The sequence below is a fragment of the Streptomyces sp. NBC_00683 genome (assembly GCF_036226745.1).
In the GTDB taxonomy this organism is placed as follows: domain Bacteria; phylum Actinomycetota; class Actinomycetes; order Streptomycetales; family Streptomycetaceae; genus Streptomyces.
In genome coordinates this window covers 4,505,704-4,529,398 of sequence record NZ_CP109013.1, presented here as the reverse complement: position 1 = coordinate 4,529,398, position 23,695 = coordinate 4,505,704, and the positions used below count along the sequence as shown (strand labels likewise).

General features: G+C 72.4%; 20 protein-coding genes. 16 read left to right on the top strand and 4 right to left on the bottom strand.

What is annotated here, in order from left to right; all coding sequences use genetic code 11:
- A complete protein-coding gene (locus OG257_RS20320) occupies positions 1 to 3,312 on the bottom strand; it encodes a BTAD domain-containing putative transcriptional regulator (protein ID WP_329209401.1) in 3,312 nt (1,103 codons plus the stop codon).
- Positions 3,313 to 3,496: 184 nt separating this feature from the next.
- Between OG257_RS20320 and OG257_RS20315 the strand changes: the two genes are divergently transcribed.
- The 4 genes from OG257_RS20315 (at position 3,497) to OG257_RS20300 (ending at position 7,576) form a co-directional block, all read left to right on the top strand.
- Positions 3,497 to 4,039 carry an SDR family oxidoreductase gene (locus OG257_RS20315; RefSeq protein WP_329209399.1) on the top strand — a complete coding sequence of 181 codons (543 nt, stop codon included), beginning with the start codon at positions 3,497 to 3,499 and terminating at the stop codon, positions 4,037 to 4,039.
- A gap of 58 nt (positions 4,040 to 4,097) precedes the next feature.
- Positions 4,098 to 5,354: an MFS transporter gene (locus OG257_RS20310; RefSeq protein ID WP_329209397.1), complete on the top strand. Its 1,257-nt coding sequence runs from the start codon at positions 4,098 to 4,100 to the stop codon at positions 5,352 to 5,354.
- A gap of 293 nt (positions 5,355 to 5,647) precedes the next feature.
- Positions 5,648 to 6,856, top strand: a complete 1,209-nt coding sequence (locus OG257_RS20305; protein ID WP_443054443.1) for an IS701 family transposase — start codon at positions 5,648 to 5,650, stop codon at positions 6,854 to 6,856.
- A gap of 30 nt (positions 6,857 to 6,886) precedes the next feature.
- Positions 6,887 to 7,576, top strand: a complete 690-nt coding sequence (locus tag OG257_RS20300) for a response regulator transcription factor (protein WP_329209393.1) — start codon at positions 6,887 to 6,889, stop codon at positions 7,574 to 7,576.
- 65 nt (positions 7,577 to 7,641) lie between these two features.
- Here the strand turns inward: OG257_RS20300 and OG257_RS20295 are convergent, their stop codons facing one another.
- A complete protein-coding gene (locus tag OG257_RS20295) occupies positions 7,642 to 8,394 on the bottom strand; it encodes a maleate cis-trans isomerase family protein (protein WP_329209391.1) in 753 nt (250 codons plus the stop codon).
- A gap of 270 nt (positions 8,395 to 8,664) precedes the next feature.
- Between OG257_RS20295 and OG257_RS20290 the strand changes: the two genes are divergently transcribed.
- From OG257_RS20290 to OG257_RS20235, 12 genes are all read left to right on the top strand, one after another.
- Entirely contained in the window at positions 8,665 to 9,816 is a 1,152-nt protein-coding gene (locus OG257_RS20290; protein ID WP_329209389.1) for a LeuA family protein, read from the top strand.
- A gap of 96 nt (positions 9,817 to 9,912) precedes the next feature.
- A complete protein-coding gene (locus tag OG257_RS20285; protein WP_329209387.1) occupies positions 9,913 to 10,098 on the top strand; it encodes a lysine biosynthesis protein LysW in 186 nt (61 codons plus the stop codon).
- A gap of 1 nt (position 10,099) precedes the next feature.
- Positions 10,100 to 10,948, top strand: a complete 849-nt coding sequence (locus OG257_RS20280; protein WP_329209385.1) for an ATP-grasp domain-containing protein — start codon at positions 10,100 to 10,102, stop codon at positions 10,946 to 10,948.
- Complete coding sequence (gene argC, locus OG257_RS20275; RefSeq protein WP_329209382.1) at positions 10,945 to 12,000, top strand: N-acetyl-gamma-glutamyl-phosphate reductase; 1,056 nt, start codon at positions 10,945 to 10,947, stop codon at positions 11,998 to 12,000. The genes OG257_RS20280 and argC overlap by 4 nt, the downstream gene beginning before the upstream one ends.
- Positions 11,997 to 12,815 carry an amino acid kinase family protein gene (locus OG257_RS20270; RefSeq protein ID WP_329209380.1) on the top strand — a complete coding sequence of 273 codons (819 nt, stop codon included), beginning with the start codon at positions 11,997 to 11,999 and terminating at the stop codon, positions 12,813 to 12,815. Before argC ends, OG257_RS20270 begins: the two co-directional genes overlap by 4 nt.
- Positions 12,812 to 13,375 (top strand): type 1 glutamine amidotransferase, encoded by a 564-nt coding sequence (locus OG257_RS20265; protein ID WP_329209378.1) that lies wholly within the window; start codon positions 12,812 to 12,814, stop codon positions 13,373 to 13,375. The genes OG257_RS20270 and OG257_RS20265 overlap by 4 nt, the downstream gene beginning before the upstream one ends.
- Before the next feature lie 55 nt (positions 13,376 to 13,430).
- A complete protein-coding gene (locus OG257_RS20260) occupies positions 13,431 to 14,549 on the top strand; it encodes a Glu/Leu/Phe/Val dehydrogenase dimerization domain-containing protein (protein ID WP_329209376.1) in 1,119 nt (372 codons plus the stop codon).
- Positions 14,546 to 16,276: an AMP-binding protein gene (locus OG257_RS20255; protein ID WP_329209374.1), complete on the top strand. Its 1,731-nt coding sequence runs from the start codon at positions 14,546 to 14,548 to the stop codon at positions 16,274 to 16,276. Before OG257_RS20260 ends, OG257_RS20255 begins: the two co-directional genes overlap by 4 nt.
- Positions 16,277 to 16,335: 59 nt before the next feature.
- Positions 16,336 to 17,640 carry a pyridoxal phosphate-dependent aminotransferase gene (locus tag OG257_RS20250; protein ID WP_329209372.1) on the top strand — a complete coding sequence of 435 codons (1,305 nt, stop codon included), beginning with the start codon at positions 16,336 to 16,338 and terminating at the stop codon, positions 17,638 to 17,640.
- 67 nt (positions 17,641 to 17,707) lie between these two features.
- Positions 17,708 to 18,676: a fumarylacetoacetate (FAA) hydrolase gene (locus tag OG257_RS20245; RefSeq protein ID WP_329209369.1), complete on the top strand. Its 969-nt coding sequence runs from the start codon at positions 17,708 to 17,710 to the stop codon at positions 18,674 to 18,676.
- 105 nt (positions 18,677 to 18,781) lie between these two features.
- Entirely contained in the window at positions 18,782 to 20,173 is a 1,392-nt protein-coding gene (locus tag OG257_RS20240; RefSeq protein ID WP_329209367.1) for an NtaA/DmoA family FMN-dependent monooxygenase, read from the top strand.
- Entirely contained in the window at positions 20,170 to 21,402 is a 1,233-nt protein-coding gene (locus OG257_RS20235) for an LLM class flavin-dependent oxidoreductase (protein ID WP_329209364.1), read from the top strand. Before OG257_RS20240 ends, OG257_RS20235 begins: the two co-directional genes overlap by 4 nt.
- On the opposite strand, the gene OG257_RS20230 is transcribed toward OG257_RS20235, so the two are convergent.
- Positions 21,396 to 22,247 carry a hypothetical protein gene (locus OG257_RS20230; protein ID WP_329209362.1) on the bottom strand — a complete coding sequence of 284 codons (852 nt, stop codon included), beginning with the start codon at positions 22,245 to 22,247 and terminating at the stop codon, positions 21,396 to 21,398. The two genes, OG257_RS20235 and OG257_RS20230, sit on opposite strands and share 7 nt — an antisense overlap.
- Before the next feature lie 140 nt (positions 22,248 to 22,387).
- Positions 22,388 to 23,599, bottom strand: a complete 1,212-nt coding sequence (locus tag OG257_RS20225) for a S8 family peptidase (protein ID WP_329209361.1) — start codon at positions 23,597 to 23,599, stop codon at positions 22,388 to 22,390.
- Between the last annotated feature and the right edge of the window lie 96 nt (positions 23,600 to 23,695).

Below are 23,695 nucleotides of genomic sequence, written 5' to 3'. Positions count from 1 at the left end.
TCACGGACAGGCGTCCGGTGATCCGGCGATCCGGTCGAGAACCTCCCGGGCGTGGAGCACCGCTTCCTCGGCGGTCAGCCGGGCGCCGTGGTCGAACGCCTCCGTGAAGGCGGACGCGCCCAGGGCGGCTCGTGCCGCTGACGTGATGCGGTCGACGTCGGCGCGTTCGGCGGGTGGCAGCGGCGCTCCCGCGCGACGGCGGGCCGCGGCAGCGGCACCGAGGAGGACGGCCGAGCAGCCGGCGGACGCCTCGCCGTGCAGGGCGGCCGCGCCGGCCAGGCCCTCCAGGGAGAGGGCGAGGGCGCGCGGCTCGGCGAGGGAGCGGGCGATGTCCAGACCGCGCAGGTGGTGGACCGCGGCCCGGCGCGCGTCGCCCCGGAGCTCGGCGACGAAGCCGAGTTCGGCGAGGACCAGGTGGTCGCCCGCCTCGGACGACACATCGGCGTAGCCGTCGCGCAGGTGCAGCAGGTGCGCCTCGGCGGCATCGAGGTCGCCGGAGCGGCGCGCGCCGAGGGCCAGGCCCATCCCGGAGTGGATCTCGCCGTACTTGTAGCCCTGTTCGGCGGCGATACGGCGTGCCTGTTCGTGCAGGTCGCGGGCCCGTTCCCAGTCGTGGGCGAGCAGTGCCAGCCGGCCGAGACCGGAGAGCCGCGCCGAGACCTCCGCCTCCAGACCCAGCTCCCGTGCCATCCGGAGCCCCTCGTGCTGGCGTCGCGCCGCGTCCTCGTACTCGCCCTTGATCTCGGCGAGCGCGGAGAGCGGCGACACCGTCTGCAACTCGCCCCACGGGTCGCCCAGTTCGCGAAAGATCGTGGCGCTGCGCAGGCCGTCGCGGCCGAGGCCGGCGAGGTCGCCGCGCACCAGTGCGAGCGTCGCCCGCAGGCCGAGCGCGGCCGCTGTGCCCCACTGGTCGCCCGCGTCGGTGAACAGGGTGAGGGCGCGGGTGTTCAGCTCGTCGCCGTCGGCTGTGTCGCCCGCGCTGAACAGGCCGTACGCACACAGCCACAGCGCACGGGCGCGGCGCACGGGGTCCGGGATGGCGTCGGCGGTCCCGGTGGCGGCGACACCGGTGCCGGTGGCCCCGCCGGCGGCCGCGTGGTCGCCGGTGAGCAGTGCGAACGCGGTGTGGAGGAGAGCCAGTTCGGCGGGGGCCGCAGCCGTGGGGTCGGAGACGGCGGCCAGGACGGACCGCAGGCTGCGGCGGGCCTCGGTGAGGCGGCCGCGCAGGAGCCACCACCAGGCCAGTGCGGTGGCGAGCCGCACCGCCTCGTCCGCTTCGCCCGCGCCGGCGCGCCGCACCGCCTCGTCGAGTGCCACGCGCAGATTGCCGGCCTCGGCGTCCAGACGTGCCAGCCAGGATCGCTGTCCCGCGCCGCGCAGGTGGGGCTCGGCGCGCTCGGCGAGCGCGAGGTGGTGGCGCAGATGGCGGTCGCGTACGGCGGCGAGGTCCTCCATCTCGTGCAGCCGTTCCGTCGCGTACGCGGCGACCGACTCCATGAGCCGGTAGCGGGGCCCCGTGGGCCCGTCCACCACGACGACGAGGGACCGGTCGACGAGCCGCGTGACGAGGTCGAGCACCTCGTCCCGGGCGACGCCGTCGCCCGAGCACACCGCTTCCGCGGCGTCCAGGTCGCAGCCGTCGCTGTGCACGGCGAGGCGGCGCAGGACGATGCGCTCGGGCGCGCTGAGCAGCTCCCAGCTCCAGTCGATCACCGCCCGCAGGGTCTGCTGACGCGCGGGCGCGCCGCGCTGCCCGGAGGTCAGGACCCGGAAACGGTCGCTCAGACGGGCCGCCAGTTCCCGTACGCCCAGGACGTGCACGCGGGTGGCGGCGAGTTCGAGGGCGAGCGGGATGCCGTCGAGCCGGCGGCAGATCCCGGCGACGGCCTCGCGCTCCGACGCGTCCGGTTCACGCGGAAAGCCCGGCGCGGAAGCGGCGGCGCGTTCCATGAACAACTGGACGGCGTCCGCGGTCGGGAGGGGCTTGACCAGGAACACCGCCTCGCCCGCCAGACCGAGCGGCTCCTGGCCGGTGGCCAGGACGCGCAGCCCGGGGGCCGTGCGCAGGAGCAGATCGGCGAGTTCGGCGGCGGCGTCGACGACGTGCTCGCAGTTGTCCAGGACGAGCAGGGTGCGGCGGTCCCGGAGGGCGGCGGCCAGGCGATGCGGCGGGGAGGGGGTGCTGGTGCCGGTGCCCGGCAGGGCGGAGGGGGCGTCGTCCCGGATACCGAGGGTGGCGGCGACGACCTGGGCGAGGTCGGCAGGGGTGCCTGCGCGGACGCCGGCGAACTCGACGAGCCAGATGCCGTCCGGGAGTTCACCGGCCTGCGCGCTGTCCCGTTCCGCGGCTGCGGCTGCCACGGCCAGGCGCGTCTTGCCGACGCCGCCGGGGCCCGTGAGGGTCACCAGCCTGGCCTGTCCGAGGAGCTGGGACAGGTGGGCGAGGGATCGGCGGCGTCCGATCAGGGGGGTGAGGGGGACGGGAAGGTTCGACTGCGCGTGCGGGCCCGCAGCGGCGAGGTCCGCCGCCTCCGCGGGGACGCCGTCGGCGGGGCCGGCTGCCGTCGGCCCGGGGGTCAGCACCGGGTCCTGCCGGAGCACCGCCTGGCGCAGTGCGCCGAGCTCGGGGCCGGGGTCGACCCCCAGTTCCCCGGCGAGCCGGGCCCTCAGGTCGTCGTACGACGCGAGGGCCTCGCTCTGGCGGCCCACCGCGTACAGCGCCCGCATCTGTACGGCGCGCAGCCGCTCCCTCAGCGGGTACTGCGACACGAGGTCGGCGAGCTCCCCGCCCAGGAGCACGTGGTCGCCGGCCTCCAGGCGGGCCTCCGCCTGTTCCTCCAGCACGGTCAGCCGCTGCTCCGCGAGGCGCTGCGTCGCCCCCCGTACGAACTCCTCGTCCGCGAAGTCCGCGTACGCCGGTCCCCGCCACAGCTGGAGGGCCTCGGTGAGCAGTGCGGCACGGGCGCGCGGGTCCCGCAGCGGGCGGGCCCGGGTCACGAGGGCGCGGAAGCGTGCGGCGTCCACCTCCTCGGAGCCGTCGCCGAGCCGCAGCCGGTAGCCCGGCGGCTGCCGCACCACCCGGTCCCGTCCGATGACCCGGCGCAGCTGGGAGACCTTGGCCTGCAGCGCACCCGTGGGCTTGCCCGGCGGTTCGTCGCCCCAGAGGTCCTGGATGAGACGGTCCGCGGAGACGGGGCTCCCGTCGCGCGCGAGCAGATCCGCGAGCAGCGCCCGGACCTTGACCTCGGGGACCTTGACTTCCTGTCCCTCGTCGTCCCACACCACCAGTGGCCCGAGCACCCCAAACCGCATACGCGCCACCGTACATGTCCGGGGGTCCGCGTCCCGGAGCCGACGGATCCCGCGCCCGGGGCGGTTCGCCGTCCGGACCGTCAGCGCTTCCGAAGGTTCCCCGAAGTGCCACGGCGCACAGTCGTACCCGCCGGGCGGCACCACGCACCGGCAGGAGACGACAGCCCGGGAGGGAGCGGCAGCCGTGACCAAGTACGCGAGCAGGAAGGCCCTGGTCGTCGGTGAGGACACCGGCATCGGCCTGGCCATCGCCAAGCGCCTCGTGGAAGGCGGTGCGACGGTCCTGCTGACCGCCCGCACCGCCCAGGACCGCGTCCACGCGGGCTCCGAACTCGGCTCCGCCGCCCGCGTCCTGGCCCCGGACGCCGTAGAGGCCGGTCTCGGCCCCGACGGTGGGATCGATCTGCTCTTCGCCGACGCGGTACCCACCGTGCTGCCGCTGCTGCGGCACCTCGGGGACGGCGGCGCGATCGTGCTCACGGCCCCGGCCCCGTCCCCCGTCGCCGTCACGGCGCTCGCCGCGGAGCTCGTCTCGCGCGGTATCCGCGTCAACGCGGTGGCCCCGGGCTGTATCGCGGCGCCGGGCGCCGGCGCCGCACCCCTGCCGCCGATGGGCCGTCTCGGCGCCGCCGAGGAGGTGGCCCGTGCCGCGCTCTTCCTGGCCACGGAGGCGACCTTCACGACGGGCGCCCGGCTCCCCGTGGACGGCGGCCTCGGGCCGCCGTGACCCGGAGCACCACGTCCCCAGATTCCCAGATTCCCCCAGAAGATCCGGAGTCCACCACATGAGCACCGTGCCCGACACCGCGGCCGATTCAGCCGCGGCACCGGAAACGAAGAGCGGCGGCCAGGAGCAGCAGAAGCTCCCGCTCCTGGCCCTGCTCGCCCTCGCCACCGCCGTCTTCATCACCTGCCTCACCGAGACGCTCCCCGCGGGGCTGCTCACCGCGATGAGCGACGACCTGCGGGTGAGCGAGTCCGCGACCGGCCAGACCGTGACGATCTACGCGATCGGCACCGCCCTGACCGCGATCCCGCTGACCGCGGCCACCGCGGGCTGGCGGCGCAAGGGGCTGCTGCTCGCCGCCATGGCCGGATTCGCCCTGGCCAACACCGTCACAGCGGTGTCGTCCGTCTACGAGCTGACGATGGTGGCCCGGTTCGTCGCGGGTGTCGCGGCCGGTCTGGCCTGGGCCCTGCTCGCCGGCTACGCGCGGCGTCTCGCGCCCGTACATCTCCAGGGCAGGGCGATCGCCATCGCCATGGCGGGCATTCCCGTCGCACTCTCCATCGGCGTACCCGCCGGGACCTTCCTCGGCGAGGCGCTCGGCTGGCGCGTGGCGTTCCTCTCGATGACGGCGCTCACGGTGGTGCTCCTGCTGTGGATCTTCGCGGCCGTGCCGGACTACCCGGGGCAGGAACGCGGCGAGCGGCCGAAGATGCTGCGCACCCTGCGCATCCCCGGCGTGACCCCGGTCCTGTTCGTCACGCTCGTCTTCGTGCTGGCCCACACCATCCTGTACGCCTATATCGCCGCGTTCCTCGACGACCTGGGCCTGGACGACAGCACCGGCCTGGTCCTCCTCGTCTTCGGCGCCGCCTCGCTGGCGAGCATCTGGATCGTCGGCGCCCAGATCCAGCACCGGCTGCGCAGCCTCACGATCGCCGGCGCCCTGCTGGTCGCCGTGGCCGCCGCGCTCCTGGCCGTTGTCTCCGACACGACCGCACTCGTGTACGTCGCGGCCGTCCTGTGGGGCCTGGGCTGGGGCGGGGTGCCCACCCTGCTGCAGACCGCGGTCGGTGACGCGGGCGGTGAATCCGCCGACGCGGCCCAGGCCATGCTCGTCACCCTCTGGAACGTCGCCATGGCGGGCGGCGGCATCATCGGCGGCATCCTGCTCGACGTGGCCGGCAGCGAATCCTTCCCCTGGACCGTCCTGCTGCTCCTGCTGCCGGTGATCGCGGTCGTCCTCTACGCACGCGGCGCCGGCTTCCCCGCCACGCGCCAGGTGTCCCAGGACGTCGGCCCGGAGCCGAGCTGATCCGCCACGCGCGGGGCCCGTCCCACGCCGCCGGGATGTTCATGATGTTTTGACACTTCACCGACCGGGTTCAGGTAATGGCTCCACCACTGGTGGAGCCGTTTCCGCTGCCCGCCCGAATCCCTCCCGCACACCCTTCCGTGCAGCGTTTGCGCAGGTCAGGCCGCGAAGTTGCAGAATAGGCGGCCAACCCAGGAAAACGACTCCCCGGACGGTACTTTCGCCTCGTACGTACGTGCCATGTATCCACCTGGGTGCGAGCGAATACGAGTATCGAAGGGGCGTAGCGTTACATGTCGTCAAGGGAGTTACGCACAGCCGTGCCGGGCGAATGGGCGCGCATGCAGACGTTCATGGACGAGATCTTCCGGCCGTTCCGCCGGGCGGAGCAACGCCGTTGGGCCCAGTTGTACCTGTGGGCCCTGATCCATGTCTCCGGCAAGAAGACCCCGCGGCGCATGGCGCTGGCGAAGCCGCTGCCCTCGGCCGCGGCACACGGGCTGCACCGGTTCATCAACGCCAGCCCGTGGGACTGGCAGCCGGTGCGCCGCAAGCTCGCCCGGCGGATCGCCGCGAGTGCGACACCGCACGCCTGGACCGTCGCCGAACTCATCATCCCCAAACGCGGCGAGCACTCGGTGGGCGTACACCGGCGCGTGGACACGGCAACCGGACAGACCGTCAACTGCCAGCGCGCCATGGGCCTCTTCCTGGCCACCGCCACCCACTGCTTCCCGGTGGACTGGAGCATCGTGCTCGACGGACCCTGGGACTCGGACAGGGAACGCAGGCGCCGTGCACGCATACCGGAGACCGAGACCGGGCGCCCCGCCGGCGCCTACGTCCTCGGCTACGCCGCCGACGTGTCCGCGCAGCCCCAACTGCCCCGTATCCCCTGGGTACTCGACCTGACGGGGTGGGACGACGCGTGCAGGGTACTCGCGGGGCTCGCCCGGCTACGGCACGACGTGGTGTGCGAGGTGGACCCGGACCGGCTCGTGCTCACCGGCCAGCACACGCCCACCGTGAGCACCGTGGGCGAGCTGATGGAGCTGCGGCACGCCCGGCAGACCCATGTACTGGTCCGGCGAACCGCACAGGGCCGCACCGAAGCGGTGCCGATCCACGCGTACGCGGGAACGGTGCGGCTGCCGGGACTCGGCGCCGGTGACGAGAGCGCCTCCCGCACGTACCGCGTCCTGGAGCGGCCCGACCCGGACGGCCGGCAGCCCGCCCGGTACTGGATGACCACGCTCACGGACCGGCGCGTGGAGGAGGTCCTGCGGCTCACGCGCAGCCGCGCCGCGGCCCTGTCGACCGTCGCCACGCTACAGAAACGGTTCGGCGTCCTGGACTTCGAGGGCCGCTCCTTCCCCGGCTGGCACCACCACATGACCATGGCCTTGGCCGCGTACGCCTACCAGCACCTGTACGCCGCTCCTGGCACGCTGCCCCCCGAACCGGCCGAGCCGTCGGGCGAACTCGCCGGTGCCGCGAGCTGACAACAGGCCGGGGAGAAGGGGTTGGTACTCGTGACGAACGTACTCGTGGTGGAGCGGAACGCCTCCGCGGCCGAAGCCATGGTCAGCGATCTGCGGCGGCAGGGATACACCGCCCGCGGCGTCGGCACAGGAGCGCGGGCCCTGCAAGCCTGCGCCGACGCGGACCTGGTGCTGCTTTCCCTGAACCTGCCCGACATCGACGGACTGGAGTTGTGCCGGTCCTTGCGGAAAGACAATGACACACCCCTGATTGCGATAACCGATGCCGACGATGAACTGGAGCGTGTTCTCGCCCTGAAAGCGGGCGCGGACGACTGCGTGGTGAAAACCTGGGGATTCCGGGAGATCAGTGCCCGCATCGAAGCGGTGCTGCGCCGGTCCCGCCCCAGACCGTCCCTTCTCGACGCCATTTCCCTGAGTCGGCTCCATATCGATCCGCGAACCCGTGAAGTGCGTCTGCACAACCGGCTCATCGATGTCACGTCGAAGGAATTCGAGCTGCTGTACACCCTGGCCGCGACCCCCGAAACCGTGGTGACGCGGAGGGAGTTGATGGAAAGGGTCTGGGGAAGCAGCTGGGGGCACCCCAGCCGCACCATCGACACGCATGTGAGCAGCCTGCGGGCGAAACTCGGCCACCCCTGCTGGATCCACACGGTCCGGGGCGTCGGCTACCGGATGGGGCACCGCTGGCGCATGCCCGAGGCATCCACCGGCTGAGCCGTCGGCGCGTGCACGAGGGCCCCGGGGAGGGCAGCGGCGCCGCCCCCCGGGGCCGCTCGGCGTCACGCGGCCGCGGGCTCCAGCAGCCGCAGCAGCGGGTGCGCCGCGCCGGGCGCGCCCCCCACCGCGCGCCGCGCCCACCAGGCCGACGCCAGGTTCGAGGTCAGCAGGGTCCGGCGGGGTTCCTCCCTGGCGAGCTCGGCGAGGGCGCCCAGCGTGCCCATGCCCGTACCGGTGAACAGCAGGGCGGTGCCGGCCGGGATCTCCCGCTCCCGTATGTGCCGCAGGACCGTCCCGGTCGTCACCTCGTACGGGTCGTAGTGGCCGCCACCGGCCGGATCCGTCGCCGCCGGCACGAGCACGACACCGTCGACGGTCAGGCCCGCCCGCTCCCAGAACGCGCGGGACGTGTCGGTGAGCCACGGCTCGTACGGCGAGACGAGCGTCAGCCGGTTCACCCCGAGCGCGTCGCACGCCGCGAGGATGGCCTGGGTCGAGGACTGCACGGGGAAGCCCGCACGCTCGGACAGCTCGGCGCAGAACGCGCGATCACCGTCGGGGTCCAGCAGGTAGTGCGAGGCGCTGCACGCCACCACGGCCGCGTCCAGGCGCATGCCGCCGAAGCTTCCGAGGATGCCGGGGAGTACGTCGTTGTACGTCTCCAGCATGGCCCTGAGGCCGACTCCCGGAGTCACCGGGAACCGGGACGTGTACACATTCATTCCGGATCCGAGCAGATGGTTGAACTCGGGTTCCGCGGTGGGGTTCTCCGGCGGCACGACGACCCCGAGCCGGGGCAGCGAGAAGATATCCATGGCCGCACAGTAGGACGCCGGTCACATCAATGGCGGTCCGGTGCGCTCGATTTGTCGTCGGCCGCACAACGGTCTTGCACTCCCTTGCCCTCCTGACATTCCCTGACAGTCCCCCACACACCCCTGACACAAACGATCTTGCCCTTTCCGGCCGCGCGGCGGAGGCTATGAGCAGCGCCTGCCGAATCCCCAGGAATTCGACCCACAGGCTCTGCAGGAAACCAAGCCAGGTCGGAATCACAGACCCTGTCGGGAACAAGGAGTGAAGAAATGGCAGCAGCAGAAAGCCTTGAGGAAGCGCCGAGGCTGCCCCGTATATCCGACGCGACCCTGCGGGACTCGGCGCATATGGCAGGTGTCGAATTCGGCCCCGCGGACGCCGCCGTCATCGCGGACCTGCTGGTGCGCACCGGCGTCGAACTCGTCGAGGTCGGCATGGTGTCCGGCCCGGACTCCAAGGACGCCGACCTCGTCCTCGCCACCCACGAGGCCGTCGGCCCCGAGCGCAGCATGACGCTCGTCGTCGTACGCGACCGCCGGCAGGTCGCGCAGGCCCTCGACGAGGCCGAGCGCCTGGGCGTGCGCCACATCATGTACTCCATCCCCACCTCCGAGCAGCACGCCCGGCTGAAGCTCGACTCGCACAGCCCCAGGTACGTCGAGAAGCTGGCCCGTTCTGCGGTCTCCCAGGCCAAGGAGCGCGGCTTCCACGTCACCTTCAGCGGCGAGGACGGCGCCCGCACCCCCAAGGAGCGGCTCGTCCCCTACGTCACCGCGGGCTTCGAGGCCGGCGCCGACCGGTTCCGGCTCGCCGAGACCGTCGCCCACCTGTCGCCCTGGCAGATGGAGGAGGTGATCGCGGACCTCGTCGCGATCGACGGCTCCGAGATCGAGATCCACTCGCACAACATGCTGGGCATGGCCGTCGCCAACTCCCTCGCCGCCGTCCGGGCGGGCGCCCAGTGGGTCTCGGCGACCGTCGGCGGCATCGGCGAGCGCGGCGGCAACGCTCCGCTGGCCGAGCTGCTCACCTCGCTGCGTGTCATCCACGGCGACACCCGCTTCGACCTGACCCACCTCACCGAACTGTCGCGGGTCGCGCTCAGGGGCGCCGGCCTCGGCGACGCCTTCCAGTCGGGGCCGACCACACCGCACGCCTTCGCGTACGAGCTGCCGGGCCAGCTCAGCCACCCGGCGGCGTACGAGACCCTCCCGGCCGAACTCGTGGGCAACACAAGGGAGTTGCGGGTGCGCAGCCGCCTGACACCGGCCCTCGTCACCTGGGCGCTGGCCGACTCGGGAATCCTCGTCGACATCGCCGCCTTCACACCCTGGCTGGCCGAGCAGCAGGAGCGGAACGGCCGCCCGCTGCTGGACCGGGACGCGATCCGCAAGGCCGCCATCGACTTCCAGCCCGCCTGAACCGCATCACCCGCAGGGGTGCGAGCCCCCTCCCACCCGGGCCGCCCGGCCCGGTCCCGAAAGCCGACACCCGCGTACGACCTACGGAGTTGAACCATGTCCACCGCCACACTCACCGGCATCTGCCCCGAGTGCGAGACCGACCTGACCGTGCCGCCGGTCGTGAAGGGCGAGACCCTGTCCTGCCCCGAATGCATACTCACGCTCCGCGTCGAGGACATCAAGGACGGCCACCTGACGCTGGTCATGGTCGAGGTACAGCTCCGCGACTGGGGGCAGTGACATGGGCGGCAGCGTCGCCCTCGTCGCCGACCGCATCAGCTGGGAGGAACGCCTGCTGATCGAGGCGGCCCCGGCCTTCGGCCTCCGCCTCGACTGGGTCAACGACGAGTCCCTGTGCCTCGGTCATCCGGACGCCCCGTCCGTGAAGGGCTACGACGCCCTGCTGGTACGCAGCCGCAGCTACACCCGCGGCGGACTGATCGCCACGCTCGCCGAGGCGGCCGGTGTCCCCGCCCTGAACACCGCCCGTGCGATCCACGCCTGTGAGAACAAGGCCGCGCTGCGCGCCGTCCTGCACACCGCGGGCGTGCCCGTGCCGGACCACCGGCTCGTGCTCTCCCGCAGGGACTTCGAGAAGGCCCTCGACGAGCTGCCCCTGCCGGTGGTCCTCAAGCCCGTCTTCGGCGGCATGGGCAAGCGGGTCACGCTGATCCGGCACGCCGACACCGCCCAGTCCGTGTACGACTACGTCGAGGACCTCGGGCACGCCTTCGAGCAAGCCTGTGTGGTCGAGCCGTACCTCGGCGGCAGCTCGGTGCGCTGCCTCGTCGTCGGGCGCGAGCTCATCGGCGCCGCGGAGTTCGAGAGCGGGGGCACCGACTGGCGCAACAACGCCGCCCTCGGCAACAAGAACCGCGCCGTCGCCCACGACCCCGACGTCACGAAGATCATCGACGGCGTGGTGTCCGTGCTCGGCCCCGGAATCTACGGGGTCGACCTCTTCCGCACCCCCGACGGCTACGTCGTCAACGAGGTCAACCACGCTCCCGGCTTCCGGGCGGTCGCCTCGGCGACCGGCGCGGACATCCCTTCGGCCATCGGCCGTTACGTGCAGGAGTTACTCGCATGATCCGTGCAGGAGTCGTCGGCGCCTCCGGGCTCGCCGGCGGCGATCTCATCCGGCTGATCACTCAGCACCCCGACCTGGAGCTGACCTTCCTCGGCGGCTCCTCCCACATCGGCAGGCGTCTGTCCCAGCTCCACCCCGGTCTGCGCATCGACCAGGGCCTGACCGTGCAGCCCGTGACCGAGGCCGTCGCCGACCAGGTCGACGTCCTCTTCCTGGCCACCCCGGCGCCGGTCTCGGCCGAGCTGGCCGCGCTGTTCGCCGACCGGATCCCGGCCGTCGTCGACCTCAGCGGCGCCTTCCGCATCCGCACCCCGGAGCTCCACGACCGCTGGTACCCGAAGGTGAAACGCCGTACCGACCTCGCGGACCGCTTCGTGTACGGGGTTCCTGAGCTGATCGGCGACCAGCTGAAGGACGCCGCGCTGATCTCCCTGCCCGGCTGCTACGCCACCGCGATCACCCTGGGCCTGGCGCCGCTCACACTCGGCCTCGGCCTGGACCTGAAGACGGTCGTGGTGGACGGCAAGAGCGGATCCAGCGGCGGCGGCCTGCACCTGCGCACCTCCGACCTGCACCCGTTCCGCAGCGGGGCCATCGCCCCGTACTCCCCGACCGGGCACCGGCACGCCGCCGAGGTCGGGGACTTCCTGCAGCGGAGCAAGCCCGGCGCCATCGAGTCCCTGTCCATGTCCGCGTACGGCGTCTCCCACGTGCGCGGCCTGCTCACCAGCTCGTACGTCTTCACCGACGAGAAGATCGACCAGCGCGAGCTGTCACGGGCCTATCTGCGTTTCTACAAGGGACGCCCCTTCGTCCGGGTGCGACGGCACGACGAGACGCTGATCCCGGTACCCGACCCGCAGGCCGTACTGGGCTCCAACTTCTGCGACGTGACGGCCCTGCACGACGAGGAGGGCGGCCGGATCGTCGTGCTCGCCGCGCTCGACAACCTCGTCAAGGGCGCCGCCGGCCAGGCGGTGCAGGCCGTGAACCTGCGGTTCGGGCTGCCCGAGGAGACGGGCCTGACGATGCAGCCGGTGATGCCCGCATGAGCGCCCAGCACCGAAACCGTGTCCCGACCGTGGTGAAGCTCGGCGGCAGCTGCCTCGACGACCTCGACGGCGCGTGGTGGGACGACCTCGCCCGGCACGGGCAGGAGCGGCCGCTGATCCTCGTACACGGCTGGTCCAAGCCCCTGAAGAAGCTCGATCCCCGCTACAGCGAAACGTCCGCGATCCTGCGCGACCGGTACGGCAACCAGAGCCGGTGGACCACGCCCGAGGTCATCGAGGACATCAAGACCGTCAGCGCGGAGCTGGCCGAGGACGTCCTGGGGCGGCTGGAGCGGCGCGGTATCACCGCGGAGCGGCTGCTGGGCAGCGACGGCCTGGTGGACGCCGGCGAGGGCGAGAAGTGGTGGTGGCGGGAGAAACAGCTCGTCGAGCTGGAGAACCTCGTCGGCCCGATCACCGGGGTGGACCCGGCACCGCTGAAGAACCTGCAGCCGCGCCACGCCTACCTCGTCACGCCGCTCGCCCGGAACGGGGCGGGCCGGGAAGTCAACACCGACGCCGACCGGGCCGCCGCCGCGATCGCCGGGGCCACCGGCGCCACCGACCTGGTCCTGGTCACCGATGTCGCGCACCTGCTCATCGACGGGGAGCCGGTACGCCGGATCACCGCGCAGGCCGCGGCGGCCTTCCGCGACAAGGGCGCGAAGGGCGGCATGCGCAAGAAGCTTCGGGCCGCGGGCGAGGCCCTGGAGCACGGTGTGGAACGGGTCGTCATCGGCAGCGCACCCGTCTCCCACCTGCTCGACGCCCGCACCGGCACCGTCATCACCCGAGCGCAAGGAGCGAACACATGACGCGGCCCCGTGTGCTCGTCGTCAACAACGGAACCCTGTCCCTGAAACAACTTCGGTCCCGGCTGGAGGAGTTGGGGTCACAGACCGAGGCGGTCGACGTCTCGTCCGTACCCGCCCGGCTGGGCGGCCGATACCGGGCGATCGTACTGAGCGGCACCAAGGTGCGCGCCTACGACCGTGACTACTACAAGCCCCTCATCGACCTCGTCAGGAGCGCGGACGTCCCCGTCCTCGGCATCTGCGGCGGCATGCAGATCATCGCCGTCGCAGCCGGCGGACACCTCGCGGAGGGGCCTCAGCGGGTCGGCGGCTACGAGGCTCAGGTCGACACGGAGGAGCCGCTCTTCACCTACGTGAAGCCGACCGTCACCGTCTTCCACCGGCACACCCTCTATCTGCGGGACGCGCCGCCCGGCTTCCGCTCCATCGGCCGCTCCGCGCACGCGCCCGTGGAGTTCCTGCGCTCCGACGACGGCCGGATCCTCGGCTCCCAGGCCCACCTGGAGTTCCGCAAGGACGGCCTGGAGATCCTGCGCGGCTTCGCGCAGCTCTACCGGTGACCCGTCCCTGCCGCACCGACTTCCCCCTCCCACCTACGGCCACAAGGACTTGGCAATGAGTGCTCTGGAAGACCCGCAGGCTCCCGCGTTCACCGTCCACCTGAACGGGAGCGGCGGCACGATCAAGGGCTGGGTCGTCGTCGACACGCTCGTCGACGGCCTGGCGATGGGCGGAACCCGGATGACAACCGGGGTCAGCGAGGAAGAAGTGGCTGGTCTCGCCCGCGACATGACGGAGAAGTTCACGCTCGCCGGGCTGCGCATCGGCGGCGCGAAGGCCGGCATCGTCTCCGACGGTACGAACCGCGAGGAAACCTTCCGCACCTTCGGCCGCACCGTCAAGCCGCTCCTGCACGGCGGCATCCACCTCGGCATCGACATGGGCGTCACCCCCGCCGACCGGGCCGTCTTCTTCGCCGAGGCCGGCTACGACCCGCGCTACCGGCTGGGCGCCCCGGACATGCCGATCGACTGGCGCACCTACTACGAGCCCCTGATCGACGCCACCGGGCACGGCGTCGGGGTCGCCGCGATCACCGCCCTGGAGGCGAGCGGCCGCACGGAGCCGGCCCGGGTGGTGGTGCAGGGCTTCGGCGCGGTGGGCCGGGCGGTCGCGCGGTTCCTGGAGGAGCGCGGGCACATCATCGTGGGCATCGCCGACGTGCAGGGCACCATCAGCGCGGACCGGCTGCCGGTGGCTGATCTCGTCGCCGTGACCGACGAGTTCGGGCGGATCGACCGCTCCCGGCTGCCCCAGCACGTCACCGTCTCCGGCGAGCCGGAGGCCTGGCTGGACGTGGATGCGGACCTGCTGGTCCTGGCGGCGCAAAAGTACGCGCTCACCGCCGAGAACACGCACCGCCTCCGGGCCGGCCTGGTGGTCGAGGGCGCCAACCTCGCCTCCAGTGGCGCGGCAAAGGAGAAGGTGGCCGCATCGGGCGCCGCCCTCGTCCCTGGCGTGATCGCCAACATCGGCGGGGCCGCGTCGGCGGCCCTGGCGGTCACCCGCGTCGTCCCATTCGACCTCGCGACCGAGGCCCGCAAGGCGTGGGTGTTCGACTGGGTCGGCGACCGGGTACGGCAGAACACCCGGGACCTGCTGGACATCGCGGCCGCCCGGGCGGGCAACCCGCTGCCCGAGCTGCTCGCGGCCCGCCGGAAGGACCTCCGATGAGCACGGCGGCCACGGAACCGGCGACTACGACGGTCACGGACCCGGCTCCGCCCTCGGCCACCGCCTCCGCAGGGGCCGAGGAGCGGGCGGCCGAGGAGCGGGCGGCCGAGTACCGCCGCCGCGGCTGGTGGCGGGACGAGACCTTCCTCGACGACCTGCGCCGGCAGGCGCGCCTGCACCCGCACCGGCTGGCCGTCGCGGGCCGACGCGTCGCCGAGTCCCGCACCGACACCCTCGACTACGCGGAACTGGACGCCCTGACGGACCGGTTCGCCCACGCGCTGCTCGACCTGGGCGTACGGCGCGGCGACTTCGTGGCCGTACAGCTCCCCAACCGGTGGGAGATGGTGCCGCTGATCTTCGCCTGCATCCGGGTCGGCGCCGTCATCTGCCCGATCTCGCCCGTCTGCCCGGAGGACGAGCTGCGCCACCGCCTCGGCCTCACCGAGGCCCGGGTCTGCGTCACCCTCCCCGAGTGGTCGGGAACGCCCCTGGCGGAGATCGTCACCCGGCTCAAGGACGACCTCCCCTCGCTCGAGCACGTGGTGGTGGTCGACGGCCCGGTGCCCGAGGGCGCACGGTCCTTCCACGACCACTTCGTGGCCGAGGCGCGGGAGGAGCAGGAGGGGGCCGCCGGCCCGGACGGCCGGGCCCTCGGCCCCGAAGAGCCCTTCGTGGTCCTGTTCACCTCCGGGACCACCGGAGCGTCCAAGGGTGTCCTGCACAGCCAGAACACGGTCCACTCGGCGGTACGCGGCTACGTCGACGCCTTCGGGGCCGGGGACGACTGGGTGGCGGCCGTGTCCACGCCGCTCGTCCACTACTCGGGGTTCGCGCAGGGCGTCCTCGCCGGTGTCATGCTCGGCGGCACCGTCGCCTTCCAGGACGTACGCCGCAACGAGGCGCTGCTCGACCTGGTGGAGCGGTACGGCGCCACCCTGCTGTACGGGCCGCCCGCCACGCTCGCCGACGTGGCCGCGTCGCAGCGGGCTCAGAAACGCGACACGAGCACCCTGCGGCACGTGGTCATCGGCTCGGCCCAGGTCCTCCAGGAGCTGGCCGACGAGGTCCACGAGACTCTGGGCGCGCGCACCTACTCGCTGTGGGGCATGTCCGAGAACGGCCCCGTGACCACGACCCGGCCCCAGGACCCCGAGAACTGGGCGGCCCACAGCAACGGCAGCGCCATCGACTCCATGGAGACCCGCATCGACGCGTCCGGCGCCGGCGGCGGGAGCGGCTCCGTCGGCCGCCTCAAGGTGCGCGGTGCGTCGCTGGCGCTCGGCTACCACCGGCGCGACGAGGCGTTCCGGGCGGAGCTGGACGCGGAGCGCTGGTTCGACACCGGGGACCTCGCACGGGACGACGGACGCGGCGGCATCCGCATCATCGGGCGGGCCCGCGACGCGATCCTGCGCGGTGGGCTGGTCGCGCCCGTGACGGAACTGGAGGCGGTCATCGGCGGCCACCCGAACGCCGTCGAAGCGGCGCTGGTGGGTCTGCCGCCCGACCGGGACGGCGGAGAGCCGGTGATCTGCGCCGTCGTGGTCCCGCGCGGCGGTGCGGGTCCGTCGCTCGGCGCACTCCGTTCCCGCATCGGGGAGGCGGGCCACGACCCCCGCTTCCTGCCGGACCGCGTGGAGCTGGTGCCCGCCCTCCCGAAGACCCTGACCGGCAAGGTCCGCAAGGCGGAGCTCCGGCAGCGGTACGCCACGGCGACGCCCTGAACCGGCCCCTGCCCCGCACCCCGGCCCCTCACCCCACCACCCCGAACGCTGGAGCTGTCATGTCCGAACCCGCACCGGTCTCCATGTCGGCGACCCTCGCCGCCGACGAGGCCCTGGCCCGCCGGCGCCTGGCCGGGGAGCGGGTGCTGTCGATGGCGAGCGGCGAGATCGGCCTGCCCGTCCTCACCACGCTGCGGGACCGGCTCGCCGCGGCGGCGGGCGAGAACGCGTACGGCTCCGTCGCCGGAAGTCCCGCGCTGCGCACCGCCGTCGCCGGGTACTGGGAGCGGCGCGGACTGGACATCGACCCGGAGCTGGTGGTGGCAGGACCGGGCAGCAAGGCGCTGCTGTTCGCGTTGCTGCTCGCCATCGGGGGCGACGTGATCGTGCCCGTACCGAGCTGGGTCAGCTACGCGGCGCAGGCCCGCCTCGTCGGGGCTCGCCCCATCCCCGTACCCATCCTGCCGGGGCAGGGCGGCGTACCCGATCCGGACCGGCTGCGGGAGGCCGTCGCCGACGCGCGGGCCGCCGGGCTGAACCCCCGGTCCGTGGTCGTGACGGTGCCGGACAACCCGACCGGCACGGTGGCGTCGGCCGCCACGGTGCGGCGGCTGGCGGACGCGGCCCGCGCCCTCGACCTGGTCATCGTGTCCGACGAGATCTACCGCGACCTGGTGTACGACACCTCCCGGCCCGCCGTGTCCCCGGCGGTGCACGCACCCGAGCGGACCGTCGTCACCACCGGCCTCACAAAGAGCCTGGCGCTCGGCGGCTGGCGTACGGGCGTGGCCCGGCTGCCGGACAGCGGCATCGGACACGCCCTGCACACCCGCCTCGTCGCCGTCGCCAGCCAGATCTGGTCCAGCCCGCCGGCGCCCGTACAGAGCGCGTCCGCGTACGCGTTCGGGGAGCCGCCGGAGGTCACCGCGCACATCGCGGCGAGCCGTCGGCTGCACGGGACGGTGGTGCGCGCGGTCGCCGGCCGGTTCACCGCGGTGGGCGCGCAGACGGCCCCCGTCGTCGCGACGTGCTACCTCTACCCGGACTTCGAGCCCTTGCGGGACCGGCTGGCGCGGCGGCACGGCGTGCGCGGCGGCGACGACCTGGCCCGGCTGCTCTCCGAGCGGTACGGAGTCGGCGTCCTCCCGGCGAGCGCGTTCGGGGAGCCCGGCCGCGCCCTGCGGATCCGCGCCGCGACCAGCCACCTCTACGGCGACTCCGACGAGCGGCGCAGGGCGGCCCTGACGGCGCCGGATCCGCTCGCACTGCCGTGGATACGGGAGGCGGTCGACCGGGTCGGTGAGGTCCTGGCCGACCTGACGGGCGCGGATGCTCCGGCCCCCGCAGCCGCTCCTCGGTCCTGACCCGCATCACCCACATCAGCACCCCTCAGCCCGCTTCAGCCCCCATCAGCCCTGGAGGAGTTCCCTCATGTCCCAGTCCGTTCCCCCCGCTCTCCCTGTTCTCCCCGTCCTGTTCGAGGCCACGTACGGCGGCGAACGCCATGTCGGTTTCGGCAGGCCCGAGGACGGCACGCGGCAGACCCTCTACCGGGTGGCCGAAGGGCAGGTGGCCGCCGCCTTCATCGCCACCGACGGTTCGGCGACCGCCATCGAGGCCGCCCTCACCGAGGGCGCGGAAACCGTCACCGTCACCGTCGGCGACCCGGAGCTGAGGCTGCTGCCACCGCTGCTGCCGACGGCCACGGGCCATGCACTGCTGAGCGGTTTCATGGGCACGCACAAGAAGAAGTGGAACGGCGAAACCGCCCCCGAAGGAGGGGAGTTCGTTCCGCCCAAGTGGTTCTTCAAGGGGTTCGGCGACTGGGTGCGGCTGCCGGGCGAGACACTGGACGTGCCCGCCGCTCCGGTCGCCCTCATCGAGGAGCCGGAGGTCACGCTGGTCTACGTCAACGACGACGACGGCACGCCCCACTACGCCGGCTACACCTTCGGCAACGACCTGTGCGACATCGGCCTGCACCGCCAGGACCCCGGCTACAACCCGTACTGCAAGCTGTGCGACACCGCGCTCACCCCGTGGCTCTTCCTCGGCCCGCCGCCGCGCACGGTGACCGGGCGGGTCACCATCGTGCGGGACGGGGCGACGGCCTGGGAGGGCAGTTTCGACTGCGGCGCCGACGCCCTGTACTTCCGGGTGCAGGACATGGCGGCACACCTGTTCTCGTTCCCCGCGGTGCGGCGGCCCGGACAGGTCAACTACGTGCTCCTGGGCGCCGACGAGGCCAGTTTCCACGACGGGTTCCGGATCGCCGACGGCGACCGCATCGCCATCGACGTGAAGAGCCACGGCGTGGCCTTCGAGAACACGGTGCGGTACGTCTCCCCGGCCCCGCTCGCCACGCCGGCCGCGACACCCGCGGCAGGCCCTACGGCGTGAACAGCTCATGAAGTAAGGCCTGTTGGCCTGTCCGCGCCGCCACCGGCCCGTGCACGCTCTGAGGGCCCCACCCACAGCCGGACCTTCGCAGGAGGAGACCGCACCGTGCCCGTCACCGGAAAGAAGCAGGTGCACCTCGCGGCGCAGCTGCCCGGCATCCACAACGTGACCGTCTGGTCGGACCCGCGGTCCGGGAGCCAGATCTCCATCGACTCCTTCATCCGGCTCGCGCAGACCGTCGAACGCGGCAAGTTCGACTTCTTCTTCCTCGCCGAGGGGCTGCGGCTGCGCGAGCACAAGGGGCAGGTCTACGACCTGGACATCGCGGGGCGCCCGGAGAACCTGACCGTGCTCAGCGCGCTGGCCGCCGTCACCACGCACCTCGGCCTCGCCGCGACCGTCAACGCCACCTTCAACGAGCCGTACGAGGTGGCGCGCCGACTCGCGACCCTCGACCACCTCAGCGGCGGGCGGTCGGCCTGGAACGTGGTCACCAGCTACGACGCCTTCACCGGCGAGAACTTCCGTCGCGGCGGCTTCCTCGACGAGGCCGACCGCTACACCCGGGCAGCCGAATTCCTGGCCACCACACGCGAGTTGTGGAACAGCTGGGCCGACGGGGATCTCCGCGCCGACGCGGCTGCGGGAGAGTTCGTACGGCCCGGGGTCGGCCGGTTCGCCCATCACGGGACGCACTTCGACATCTCGGGCCGGTTCACGACACCGCCCGGTCCGCAGGGACACCCCGTGATCATCCAGTCGGGCGAGTCCGACGCTGGCCGCGAGTTCGCCGCGTCCGACGCGGACGTGATCTTCAGCAAGCACAACCGGCTCGATGCGGCCCGTGACTTCTACCGGGATGTGAAGCGGCGCCTCGCGCGGTACGGGCGCACCCCGGACGAACTGAAGATCATGCCCACCGCCAACGCCGTCATCGCCGACACCGACGAGGAGGCCGTCGCGTACGCCGCCGAGGTCAGCCGCGACCTGGTGAGCCCGCAGACCGCGATCGCCCACCTGGAGGCGGTCTGGGGCCGCGACCTGTCGGGGTACGACCCGGACGGGCCGCTGCCCGGTATCGAGCCCGAGGACGACGCCCATTTCCTGAAGGGCCACTCGGTGTTCCGCAAGGGGCGCGCCGAGACGGCCCGGCAGTGGCGCAAGCTCGCCGAGGAACGGAACCTGAGCATCCGCGAACTGGTCATCGAGGTCGGCGGCCGCCAGACGTTCGTCGGCAGCCCGCAGACCGTCGCCGACGCCATCGACCACTTCGTGCAGACCGAGGGCGCCGACGGCTTCGTCCTCGTCCCCCATCTCACCCCCGGCGGGCTCGACGACCTGGTGGACCGGGTGGTGCCGCTGCTCCAGGAGAAGGGCGTGTTCCGCGAGGACTACGCGGGGACGACGCTCCGGGACCACCTGGGCCTGAGCACCCCCGACCGCGCCGAACGGCCCGCAGACCGCAAGCCCGTGGACAACGAGAAGGAGGCCTCGTGACCGGCACGACCGGCAGCACCCCGCTCCACCTCGCCGTCGCCCTCGACGGCGCGGGGTGGCACCCGGCCGCCTGGCGGGCGGCGGACGCCCGGCCCGGTGAGCTGCTCACGGCCGCGTACTGGGCCGGCCTGGTCGCCGAGGCCGAGCGCGGCCTGCTCGACTTCGTCACCTTCGAGGACGCCCTCGGACTGCAGACCGCCGCCTTCCACCTGCCGGACGACCGCAGCGACCAGGTCAGGGGCAGCGTGGACGCGGTGCTGCTCGCCGCCCACCTCGCCCCCCTCACCGAGCGCATCGGCCTGGTCCCGACGACGAACGTCACGCACACCGAACCGTTCCACCTCGCCATCGGCATCGCCACGCTCGACCACGCGAGCAAGGGCCGTGCCGGCTGGCGCCCGCAGATCTCCTCGCGCGCCGCCGACGCCTCCCACTTCGGCCGCCGCACCACACCTCAACTGACCGACGACGACGTACGCGACTCGGAGCTGATCGCGGCGCGGCTGCGCGAACTCTTCGCGGAGGGCACCGAGGTGGTGGAGGCGGCACGGCGGCTGTGGGACAGCTGGGAGGACGACGCGGAGATACGGGACGCGGCCACCGGCCGCTTCATCGACCGCGACAAGGTGCACCACATCGACTTCCGGGGAACACGGTTCAGCGTGAAGGGGCCCTCGATCACGCCGCGGACCCCGCAGGGGCAACCCGTGGTGGTGAGCCTCGCGCACGCCTCCACCCCGTACGAGTTCGCGGCGCTCGGCTCCGACCTCGTCCACGTCACCCCGCACGACCGTGCGGGCACCGCGGCGATCCTCGCGCAGGTCGACGAGGCGGTGGAGCGCACCGGCAGGGACATCCGGGACCGGCCCCTGCGGAGGTTCGCGGAACTCCTGGTCTTCCTGGACGAGGAGCCGGGCGCGGCCTCGGACCGCAAGGCCCGCCTGGACGAACTGGCCGGCGCCGAACTCGCCTCCGACGCCGAGATCTTCACCGGCACGCCCGGCGAGCTCGCCGACCTGCTGCTCGACTGGCGCACCGCCGGCCTCGACGGCTTCCGGCTGCGGCCCGGCACCCTGCCGCACGACCTCACCGCGATCACCCGCGGCCTGGTCCCGGAACTGCAGCGGCGCGGTGTGTTCCGTACGGCGTACGACGCCACGACCCTGCGCGGCCACCTGGGCCTGCCGCGCCCCGCCAGCCGCTACGCGGAGGTGGCAGCTCGTCAGTAGCCGTAGCGGCTCTTCAGATGGCGCCAGAGATCACGGAGCATCCACGTGTCGAACTCCGTGATCTGCGCGGCGGAACCCGCATTCATCAGGAAGCAGCACTGCCCGGTCGGGGTCCAGTCGTAGAAGTCGTCGAGCCCGAAGGTGTGACCGACTTCGTGCAGGTAGATGTGGATGTTCTCCTGGCTCAGCGCGCCGGTGAAGTACTCCTGCCCGACTCGCTGACCCCAGTCTCCGCCGGCACCGCCCTGGAAGCCCTCGGTCAGCCACAGGGACTGGTCGTAGTGACGGGCCGCACCGCCGGGGCAGCGTGAGTAGTCGGCGTCCTGGTGGAAGAAGCGGCCACAGTCCGGCGAGCACTGCGGGGCGCCGCCCTCGTCGAGGTTTCCCGCGTAGATGTCGACGGAGCTGTCGGTCCACTGCAGTGTCGAGCGGTCCTTCACCGCCCAGCCGACGATGTCGACCGGCACCGTGGTGTACGGCCAGGCGTTGTGGCCCTGGCCGTTCTCCACCATGGCCGCCGTCCATTTCCCGAACTGCTTCTTCAGCGCGGCATGGATCCTGTCGCGCAGTTCGGGGCCGACCGGGGCGTCGGACTCCCAGCGGACGCAGTAGTTGATGCTTCCTCTGTTGGCCACGACCTGGTCCCAGCCGTAGTTACGGAAGCCGTAGAGGTCGGGGTAGGTCGACTCGACGTGGCTCCACACCTCGCCCAGCGGCTGCACCAGCTTCGCGGGCGGGTTCCACTCCTCGGCGGCCTGCGAGGGGGACGCCGTCACCGGAGGCGCCGCGACCATCGCGACGAGGGCGGCGAGGACGGTGACCAGACGCGCAAGGTCTCTGCGCATGGGTGACTCCCTTGATGGGGGACGGGACTCCGCCCTCAAGTCGCCGCCACCACCCGCGCGGGTTGCCGGTCCGCCGCACAGCAGAGCCGGGGACGTGTACGGGGCGGCCGGCCCCGTACACGTCCCCGGCCGTCATGCGGTTAGGGGACGAGCTTGAGGAGCTTGTTCGGGGAGCCGGATCCGACGCCCGTGAGGACGTTGGACGTCGCGCCGTTCACGAGTGCCGCTGCCACTGCCGCCGGGGAGGCCCCGGGGTGGTTCGTCAGGTAGACCGCGGCAGCGCCGGCGACGTGCGGCGCTGCGAAGGAGGTGCCGTTGCCGGTGTAGGTGGCGGTGTCCGAGCTGTTCCAGCCGGCCGTGATGTCGGAGCCCGGCGCGAAGATGTCCACGACGGGGCCGTAGTTCGAGTAACTGGCCTTGGCGTCGGTCCTGGTCGTGGCGCCGACGGTGATCGCGGTGTCGACCCGGGCAGGGGAGTAACCGGACGCGAGTGCACCCGAGTTGCCGGCGGCGATGGAGTACGTGACCCCGGACGCGATCGACCGGCGCACCGCGTTGTCCAGCGTGGTGCTGGCCGCGCCGCCGAGCGACACGTTCGCGACGGAGGAGGCGACGTGGTTGGCGGTGATCCAGTCGACGCCCGCGATGACCCCGGCAGTGGTGCCGGAGCCGTTGTTGCCGAGGACACGCACTGCGACGATCTTCGCCTTCTTCGCCACACCGTAGGTGCTTCCGGCGACGGTCGTGGCGACATGGGTGCCGTGACCGGCACCGTCCTGGGCGGTGGTGTCGTTGTCGACGAAGTCGTAGCCGTACGAGGCGCGGCCGCTGATCTGCTGGTGGCTGATGCGCACCCCGGTGTCGAGGACGTAGACGGTTGTGCCGCCGCCCCCCGAGTCCGGGTAGGTGTACGTGCCGCTCAGCGGGAGGTTCGTCTGGTCGATCCGGTCGAGGCCCCAGGGGGCGTTGCTCTGGGTGGCGGTCGAGTGGACCTTCTGGTCCTGCTCGACCGAGGCGACCGCCGGGTCGGCGGCGAGCCGCTTGGCCCCGGTGCTGGTGAGCGTGGCGGCGTAGCCGTTCAACGCCGACGTGTAGGTGCGCTTGATGTGGCCGCCGTACTCGGCTATCAGCTGCTTGCCGTGGGCTGTGGAAGCCTTGAACCCCGCCGTCTGCTTCAGCGTGACGATGTAGCTGCCGGCCACCGCCTCGGCTGTCCCGGCGTGCAGGACTCTGCCCTCCGGCTGGGCCGCCTGGGCGGGTAAGGCCGCACCTGCTCCGACTGCCAGCGCCACGGTCGTCGCGGTGGCGATCGCCGCGGCGATCCTCCGCCTGATGTTACGCACTGCTGCCATCGAGAGGTCCTCCTCGAACGGTGGCGCGCCAGGGGTTCCACGCGCCGGGTGGGTGCGGCGTTCGGGATTCGAACGCCGCATCCGACGATGGCTCGG